This is a genomic window from Selenomonadales bacterium, assembly GCA_018335585.1.
Lineage (GTDB): Bacteria > Bacillota > UBA994 > UBA994 > UBA994 > UBA994.
Genome location: JAGXRZ010000059.1, coordinates 1 through 6,142, shown reverse-complemented (window position 1 = coordinate 6,142; position 6,142 = coordinate 1). Strand labels below are relative to the sequence as shown.

General features: G+C 52.3%; 8 protein-coding genes. 4 read left to right on the top strand and 4 right to left on the bottom strand.

Going from position 1 to position 6,142, the window contains the following annotated elements; all coding sequences use genetic code 11:
* Positions 1-524: 524 nt before the first annotated feature.
* Both KGZ66_11210 and KGZ66_11205 read left to right on the top strand, forming a co-directional pair.
* Positions 525-1,577 carry an N-acetylmuramoyl-L-alanine amidase gene (locus KGZ66_11210; GenBank protein MBS3986154.1) on the top strand — a complete coding sequence of 351 codons (1,053 nt, stop codon included), beginning with the start codon at positions 525-527 and terminating at the stop codon, positions 1,575-1,577.
* Positions 1,578-1,591: 14 nt separating this feature from the next.
* Positions 1,592-3,046: a hypothetical protein gene (locus KGZ66_11205; GenBank protein ID MBS3986153.1), complete on the top strand. Its 1,455-nt coding sequence runs from the start codon at positions 1,592-1,594 to the stop codon at positions 3,044-3,046.
* Between the two features lie 263 nt (positions 3,047-3,309).
* Here the strand turns inward: KGZ66_11205 and KGZ66_11200 are convergent, their stop codons facing one another.
* The 3 genes from KGZ66_11200 to KGZ66_11190 form a co-directional block, all read right to left on the bottom strand.
* The gene (locus KGZ66_11200; protein MBS3986152.1) at positions 3,310-3,600 is read right to left on the bottom strand and encodes a type II toxin-antitoxin system RelE/ParE family toxin; all 291 of its coding nucleotides are present in this window, start codon (positions 3,598-3,600) and stop codon (positions 3,310-3,312) included.
* Entirely contained in the window at positions 3,597-3,818 is a 222-nt protein-coding gene (locus KGZ66_11195) for an addiction module protein (protein MBS3986151.1), read from the bottom strand. The genes KGZ66_11200 and KGZ66_11195 overlap by 4 nt, the downstream gene beginning before the upstream one ends.
* Positions 3,819-4,004: 186 nt before the next feature.
* Positions 4,005-4,208 (bottom strand): hypothetical protein, encoded by a 204-nt coding sequence (locus KGZ66_11190; GenBank protein ID MBS3986150.1) that lies wholly within the window; start codon positions 4,206-4,208, stop codon positions 4,005-4,007.
* Positions 4,209-4,543: 335 nt separating this feature from the next.
* On the opposite strand from KGZ66_11190, the gene KGZ66_11185 reads away from it, so the two are divergent.
* Positions 4,544-4,879: a hypothetical protein gene (locus KGZ66_11185; GenBank protein ID MBS3986149.1), complete on the top strand. Its 336-nt coding sequence runs from the start codon at positions 4,544-4,546 to the stop codon at positions 4,877-4,879.
* A 152-nt stretch (positions 4,880-5,031) separates the two neighbouring features.
* Here the strand turns inward: KGZ66_11185 and KGZ66_11180 are convergent, their stop codons facing one another.
* Positions 5,032-5,244: a hypothetical protein gene (locus KGZ66_11180; GenBank protein ID MBS3986148.1), complete on the bottom strand. Its 213-nt coding sequence runs from the start codon at positions 5,242-5,244 to the stop codon at positions 5,032-5,034.
* Positions 5,245-5,471: 227 nt separating this feature from the next.
* On the opposite strand from KGZ66_11180, the gene KGZ66_11175 reads away from it, so the two are divergent.
* The gene (locus tag KGZ66_11175; GenBank protein ID MBS3986147.1) at positions 5,472-6,071 is read left to right on the top strand and encodes a hypothetical protein; all 600 of its coding nucleotides are present in this window, start codon (positions 5,472-5,474) and stop codon (positions 6,069-6,071) included.
* The last annotated feature ends 71 nt before the right edge of the window (positions 6,072-6,142 follow it).

The window sequence follows — 6,142 nt, the reverse complement described above, 5'->3', positions numbered from 1 at the left end:
CCTCCTTTTTGCTCTGCGTTCTTTTTGTTTGACAAGAAAGTATTCGCCAGAGGTAGGGGGTTTCCCTTCATATTTCGAATATTATTTCCCTTTTCTTCTGATTTTTGCCTTGGGGTCAATTTTACTGTAGCTAAACGTCCTTGCCCCAAAAACCCTCGCTAACGCTAGGTTGTGCTGGGGTAAAATAAATCTACCACAGCCTCAAAACGCCCTATCTACCGTCCTTTCTGGACATCGCAATTAGGTCTGTTAGCATCACCTCCCCAGAAGGGGTTGCTCTACGCTCTGTCACGCTTGTTTTAGCCCACCATTTTGCCGTAGAACCAGCGTTAGATCGGGAAGGAGAGCCCATTCAAACTGCAACGGGAACCAGCGTCACGAGTTCAAATCTCTTAGCTTCCCGCCCCCCGATAATTGCACGCTCTTCGTGGTGGGGTAGCCTGCCTGTAGGTGAGCTTAACTCCCCTCGATGGCCTCCTGCTTACCATAATATTACACATGCCATCATCCATCACACTGGAGCGGTGCCTCACAATGATCAGCCGACGCCTGAAGCGGCCGCCGACTGGGTGCGTAGCATTTGGCGCTGGCATGCAACATCAACTAGCGGAGGGCACAATTGGGGGGACATTGGATACAACTTCATAGTCGATCGGTTCGGGAACATTTATCATGGACGACACAACCCTTTACTGGACGGCACCCCTCCACAGGATGTTGTGGGAGCACACGCTGGCGGATTTAACACAGGCAGCATGGGAATCGCTTTCCTTGGGATGTTCGGTACGACGTTGCCGACCTCGGTAGCTTTGTCAAGTGCGGAACATTTGTTGGCTTGGAGGTTCAGACTCAGGAGCCTTGATCCGCTAGGTCAGGCTTTGCTTAGTGGGCGCATGCTTTCTAGAATCACTGGTCACGATCATACGGGGGGAGGAACAGGAGCAGGTTGCCCTGGCATGCCAATCACTAATTATCTGCCAACCATGAGGACTAACGTTTCACTGCGAATGAGGCAAGTAGTAGCCCCAAATGGCGGAGAAGTGTGGCCCCTGAACACTCAGCAAACGATTCGTTGGGACTTTGCGGCAATAAGCGGTGATGTAAGGGTAGACCTATCAACTAATGGAGGCAGTGGTTGGAGCACCATTATTCCTCGTACGCCTAACAATGGGGCTGTTCAATGGATGGTGACGGGCCTTGCCTCTACTCAAGCGCGTGTGCGCGTTCTGTCTCTTGACTCGCCGAGCGTTTCTGATGATAGCAATGGGAACTTCACGATTGCGGGGTTGCACGTAACATCGCCCCAGGGGGGAGAGTCTTGGCGGAACTCAACTCTGCAGACATTGAGGTGGAACTCGGTCGGTGTAGTTGGTAACGTCAACATTGATCTCTCGATTGACGGTGGAGTCTCTTGGGTTGCGCTCTTTATGAATACCCCTAACGATGGAGAGCAGTCATGGAATGTAAACGCAACGCCGACTACAAATGCTAGGATTCGCATCGCTAGTGTATCCGATGCGCGGATAGTGGCGCTCAGCCCTAATCCGTTTACTATCTTGCCCGTGGAGCACCAGTGAAAAGGAGGGTTAGTGTGTCGCTCAACAACCGACTTCTCGTCGCGCTAGGTTTGCTGGTTCTGCTACTAAGTATGGTGGGCTGTGCCCAAAAGAGTGCCGAGGAAGGTTCTAGACCGCCAGATGTTGTTGCCCCTTCCAAGCCTACTACAGTAGACAAAGTAGTTGATGTAGTAATAGGTGAACGCAGAGAGATTACGCGGGCACAGGTGGCGGCTCTGAGATTGCGCGGAGCGCCAATAGCGCTACACCGAAATATCCTCGACATCAACTGGACAGAGGCCACTATCGACTATCCACGTATCTACCTATACAACTGGAGTGAAGGCCAGTCTCTGCTGCTAGATATTCATACCGGCGAGACTTTGGCCTCCGGCACACGCTTCACCAATGCGCTTCGCGACAGGTGGGCCGAGGTTACAGCTAACAATTTTGGCGCCTTCACCGACCACAGGTTTGGCCTCACTCTGTGGGGTGAACATCAGTATGCGGTCGCAAGTGTCACAGTTTATAACCACGGCCTGCCGCAAGATGACCCATCTACGCAGTTTGGAGCTCGTTGGCAAGGGTTTGTGCTAACGACCGCACCGAATGCGCAAGCGGTTACTATCGCGGGCACTTACACAGACACAGGCGAAGTTTCTTTCTTTAGAGCATATCAGGGGCGTTACACGAGCCTAGCTTGGTCCCGCCGAGGAAACTATGTGGCTGTCACTGCCACGGGTGATGACGCTGCGACTGCCATCTACGTTTATCGGCGCGGCATCATGGAACCGCTGTTTGCCGTGAATCGGCGCGATGTGCAACAAGCCCTGCCCGAGTTAAATGACCCGGTCATTGTTCCGAACTCGGCGTTCTGGACATCAGATGAACGCATACTCCACTTTGCCGCAGCCCCCGCCCTGCAACCACACAACTCACGCACCCTGAGCATTTGGCGTGACGGTTCAGGACTGGCAGCCATGCCTGCTCGACCATTTGACGATAGAGTACTGCGTGAAGCGGACGCTGCTATGGAGGCGTACCGCTCTGCCGTCCTGCAAAGGTCGCTAAGTCGCGCGGCGGAGCTGCCGCTAAGCACTGTGTTTGATATCACTGGCTCGCGGCACTCTCTTAGACAGCACGCAGTGGAACTACTGCAGGAGAGCCACCTGCTAGACCTAGGGGGGCTGTTCTTGGCGCTTGACCCAACGGAGCCAGTGGTCTTACCGAGGACGCTCAGGGTGTGGCACGATACCAACCACTACCAAGGGCGCATCTTGGTTATCTTGGATGCACAAGGACGACGCCTAGCCGAATATCGGTTGTGGGAGCATGGCCACTACAACGTGATCTTGCAGCCCACCCTGCTCGATCTATCGGCCACGCTTCCGACGAGCGGCCGCGGCTACATTGTCGCGCTCCGCTGGAATGCTAAAGATGGGGCAATGCCCCTCGAGGACGGGGTGCGAATTCCGGTGCGCTTCCGATAGCCGCATGCTGCCGCGTAGTGGCGCGCCAGTTGGAGATTGGCTCTTTCGTTCCGGTATGGCTCGTGGCGTCTATTGTCGCTGCGAGCTCAATACTGGCCGTCGCAGTTCTGTGCCAAAGAGCTCTCCACTCGCGCCTGCTTCCCGCTGATATCGCAAGGCTCGCCCTTGATGCCATGCGTGCAAGATGAGGTAATTAAGCAAAACTCAGCATTGTTTGGTTAGGGAAGCAAAAAACAGGTGCTACGATCGTGCGCAACACCCGCCTACAATCTGTCAATCCAGTAGCGAGGTTCTCTATGTAGATGGGCCACAGCAACAATAATGATCGCTTCAGACTCAAGCACATAGATCACCCCATATGGAAACTTTGACAAAAGACAGCGCCTAAGCCCATCTTCTATTTCTGCGTTCGCGAATGGAAAGGCCGCAATCCTTCTTACTGCTCGGTCAAGATCATCCAGAAATTGTGTTCCTAGGCCATGCGCTTGAGAATCATACCACGAAAATGCATCGTCGACCTCTGACTGTGCGAGCTTTAAGAAGTGAATTCTCATCTGGCCCGATACTTTTCCATGACTATCTCATAGGGAACCGTCTCTGCCTCACCCGTCTTATACGCCAACCAGCGTTTACGAGCTTCATCTACCCAAATGCGGTCGATTTCGGGATCAGGTCTATCGAGCTGCATCAGGATGAAATCCACCAGTTTAATCTTTTCTATGTCGGTCAGAGACCTAATCTTTTCAAACAGCGCTTGAGGTATAGTTGCCATCTTCCCCCGAACCTCCTTGTCACCTATCAAATTACCTATTGGTCATGCCGAGCGGATGCCAAGATCGGCTAAGAACATTATAGATGGCAGATTACCATCAAGCAATGTGAGCAGCAGGCGTCACAGCTACCAATCAGTTACGCAGTCTTCCGAAATGGCACTGTGCCCGTCTTTACGGCATGAGCTCTATTTCTTCAAGCGTAAGGCTGCCTTAAGTAGCTCGTAGGCCGTGGCGATGTCGCCGTGCTCTTCCAACAACTTCGCCCCGCACTCAAGCACGCGCGCGGCGTGCAGGGGGTGCGAAAATCGCTGAAATCCTTGGGCAATATCCTCTATTACAGGTCTTATGCTGGCGGGGGCTGCTTGGCGCAAGGCACATTTAATACTCATCGCCAAAGCTAGCCTCGCAGATGAGCGCTTTTAAGTCTGCAGCTAGTTCGGCGCAGTCTCTTGCTGGGAAAGTTTGCTGGTCAGAGAAGGCGAGCAGAAAGTCGGCGTAAAAACGCACCCGTAATGCTGACGCGAGTAGCGGATTCTTGAGTTGTTCCCACCCCTGTAGGGGTAATATGCGGAAGCGCACGAAGATTGATTGTCCTGCAGGAGGTGAACGCAATGCTCGACACACAGTCTCCGGGGAGAGGCCTGGCGTCTTTGATTGCCGCATTCGCACGATCGCTTCTTGTTTTACTTCGTAAGGGAAGGAAGGTAAGAAAGGAGTCGTAAAAATGGCTAAATATTACAGGGTCTCTGCATTAGCCTTCCTAATAATTCTTATGCTCGTTCCACTGGCTGTTTATGTACAAACGGCTAGGCAGCCAAAAGATACCGCAAAAGATGTTGGTATCGGTGGCGATTTCAGAATATGCCTCATTCATGCAGGCGATTACCACATGCTTGACCCTTTTATCGGAACTCTTGTAAGTCTTGAGGAGTTTTCGAAATGGTTCCTACCATTACAGGCGAAGATGGCTGCCGGCCACGGCGAATGCCTGATCAACCTTTCGACCTTCATAGAGCACTTTGGCATAACAAGGAAGGGAGCAGATGCAGCGGCTGATTGATGACACTCGCATTGACTTCTTCCGCGAATACAACCTTGACGTTCTCTTCAGCGGCGACAGAGCTTTAATCGAAGCATACTATGACATTGAAAACGAAGAGCTGCACCGTAGGAAGGCGTCTGAACGAGAGGACAAACATTTCACCGAAAAGCTTATGAGCCTTCCGCTGACGCAAGATCGACTAAGACTGCGTCTGTGGCTTCCGTGTCTAGGACTAGCATTGAGTCCTCAAAGACCAGTGAAAGGCCCTCTCCTTTACGCTCAAAAGGAAAATCAAAGGCGTGTTCTATCGCCATGGTGGTGGGGTTAATTAGCCACAGAGTTTTTCTGTCTGAGGCTACAAGCTTGCCTCTCCATTCTGCCAAGGAAACCCATCCCCATTGATCGGGCAGAGCAACGGTCTGAGGTGCCAGTTTGCCCGTTAAGTCAAAAGAATAGGTTCCCCGTAATTCTTGTAGTCCTGCTAGTGCTAATAGGAATAACGCTAGTCACCCGCATTCCCTCGCGACCCCCAGATAGCGAGCTAGTAAGCACAGCCGACTGGTGCCCCTATTTCGTGAGAGACCTCCAGGCCCAATCGAAGGCTGGCACATTGGGGAAGTTCGGCGTTAGGTCTGAGTCGATTTTTTGGGACGACTACGTCATTATTGAGCGGGCAGCGCAGGTTCTGAATATTGAGCTGCGGTCAAGGGAGATTCAGAGCCTCAAAGGAATAGAGTATTTTCCTCGCTTAGAGGGCCTCACCCTTGACTCTAAGCGATTAACGCACCTCGACCTATCCCACAATGTAGCCTTAGAAAGCGTTCAAGTATTCGCACCCCTGCTGACTGCCATAAACATATCTAATAGCGTCCTGTTGCTAAGGCTTGATTTGATGAATACTGCCCTTAAGGAGCTAGATGTGTCGAATAACGAGCGGCTCGGTATGCTGTTTGTAGGCACGAGTCAGCTAACCGCGTTGAATGTGTCACACAACACAAATCTTAGGTGGCTTGAAGTTAGCCGAAGCCAGCTCACGGGGTTGGATGTTTCACGCAACAAAATGTTACGTTGGCTGGATGTCAGCTATAACAATATGCGTTCGCCTAGCGATGTGGTAGGCTGGGAGGACATCGGCCTGAGGCTAAGGAGAGAACCCGGAGACGCTGAGATGAACTTTGTATTCCACCCCCAAAATCCGTCGGCGCGGTAATGGCGAGCGGTGCCCGGCAATACAGGCTGCCAATGAGTGGATGACTATAAGCCAAGCGGGGACATTGGAGG

What these genes read in the sequence shown, in the direction of transcription:
- KGZ66_11200 (MBS3986152.1), bottom strand. Translation starts at nt 3,600, where the DNA reads ATGAGAATTCACTTCTTAAAGCTCGCACAGTCAGAGGTCGACGATGCA.
- KGZ66_11195 (MBS3986151.1), bottom strand. Translation starts at nt 3,818, where the DNA reads ATGGCAACTATACCTCAAGCGCTGTTTGAAAAGATTAGGTCTCTGACC.
- KGZ66_11190 (MBS3986150.1), bottom strand. Translation starts at nt 4,208, where the DNA reads ATGAGTATTAAATGTGCCTTGCGCCAAGCAGCCCCCGCCAGCATAAGA.
- KGZ66_11185 (MBS3986149.1), top strand. Translation starts at nt 4,544, where the DNA reads ATGGCTAAATATTACAGGGTCTCTGCATTAGCCTTCCTAATAATTCTT.